Below are 1606 nucleotides of genomic sequence, written 5' to 3' on the forward strand. Positions count from 1 at the left end.
TGTCCGGAAAGAAGCAAGACAAGCAGCAGCCATTGGTTTGGCAGTATCTAACTTACGTTACTATGATACGCCTGGCTCTTTAAGCGTTTCGTTTGGTAGTGGTGTATGGCGTAGTCAATCTGCCTTTGCTATTGGTGCTGGTTATACATCTGAAGATGGTAACATCCGTTCTAATGTATCTGTAACGAGTGCTGGAGGGCACTGGGGTGTAGGTGCAGGGATTACTCTGAGGTTGAGATGATAATACAAAAAACTAATATCATTATAAAAAAGAAAAATATTTTGGTAATTTTATTCGCCCTAGCCTTCATAGGCAGGGGCGTAAGCCTCGCCAATGAGAATAGTAATATTTATACGATACATCCACCGCATTTATCTATTCCTAAGGGAGAACTTGGTGAAACACGTCGGATCATTATGCAATTTTATAATTGGACTTTGATTTGCGATGAAAAAGAGGATGAAAAACAAAAGCGTAAGCAAGGCATATGTAATGTGACTCAGACTGTTCATGATCAGGAAGATAATACTATTTTTAGTTGGTCTCTTGTTTCTACGAAAAATGGTCAAGCAGTAATGCTTTTTCGAACATTGCCAAATACTGATACAAATGTTCCACTTCGAATGTTTTTGGAAGGTGTTAAAAAGCCTCTCCTCATTCATTATACGCAGTGCAATGAAACGGTCTGTTTAGCTCAATCGCCTATAGGAGCAGTCCTTAGTGAACAGATAGAGCAAGACAAAAAAGTGCGTATTTCCTATAAGATTAAAGAGGGAAAGATATTTTCTTTTATTGTACCATTTAAAGGGTTAAGTACAGCACTCAATTCTTTACAACGATAGACTGTGTAGAAGGTTTAGTAGAATTATTTTTTCATAAATTTTGGTGTGGTATTTTCAAAGTTAAAATGAAGAGGCAATGAATAAGAAATTTTATACAACACGCTATAGAGATAATTTATTCACACAAGAAGTGAATTTTACAAATGTAAAATTATAAGAAACTGTTTCTATATAATAGAAAACCAAGAGTGAGTTTTTTTACAGGTCTTATAGAGCGCAGTACGTTGATTGTTAACAGTAAAAAAATAACTGAGAGCAATCAGTTAAAAACGGCAAAAATATCGCTTTCTCTCGAACAAGGGGAGGGTTAGTTTATTTTTTGTGAAAGTTTTGATGGATTTTTAGAATAATTTTATTTGACATCAATAACTCCCCGTTGAAGTACTGCAGTTATTTTGATGGTAGTGGTATGAGCGTTCAGTCATTTATAAAGCGCAATTATAACACTGTTATCTTGTGAATACAAAGAGATATTATTTTCAAAAAATTCTCTAGGAGCATAAATTAATCCTTTCATAATAAAGACGCATTCTATGCCAACTATATAAAAGAAAAGCTAGCAAGTTACAAAAATGAATGTAAACAGTGAATTTATGTTTTCAAGTTCATAAAGAGGGATATGAGGAAGAATTAAATCAATGTCTTATTTTGAAAGTAAGGGATTTAGTGATTATTGATTTTATTATGTTTTTTTCCTCAATCCCTAACTTTTTTGGAGCTTTTTTATCGCTTCTAGTGCTAATCTTTTGCGATCTGCGCTCTT

Annotated in this window: 2 protein-coding genes; both read left to right on the forward strand. The window is 33.9% G+C overall.

Going from position 1 to position 1606, the window contains the following annotated elements; genetic code table 11:
• Nucleotides 1-241 (forward strand): YadA-like family protein (locus tag GQO39_RS08440; RefSeq protein WP_156851761.1); only part of this gene is annotated, 241 nt, incomplete at its 5' end.
• Entirely contained in the window at nucleotides 238-843 is a 606-nt protein-coding gene (locus tag GQO39_RS08445; protein ID WP_156851762.1) for an invasion associated locus B family protein, read from the forward strand. The genes GQO39_RS08440 and GQO39_RS08445, both read left to right, overlap by 4 nt.
• Nucleotides 844-1606 lie beyond the last annotated feature (763 nt).

Origin of the sequence: Bartonella refiksaydamii (genome assembly GCF_902652675.1) — a bacterium.
In the GTDB taxonomy this organism is placed as follows: domain Bacteria; phylum Pseudomonadota; class Alphaproteobacteria; order Rhizobiales; family Rhizobiaceae; genus Bartonella; species Bartonella refiksaydamii.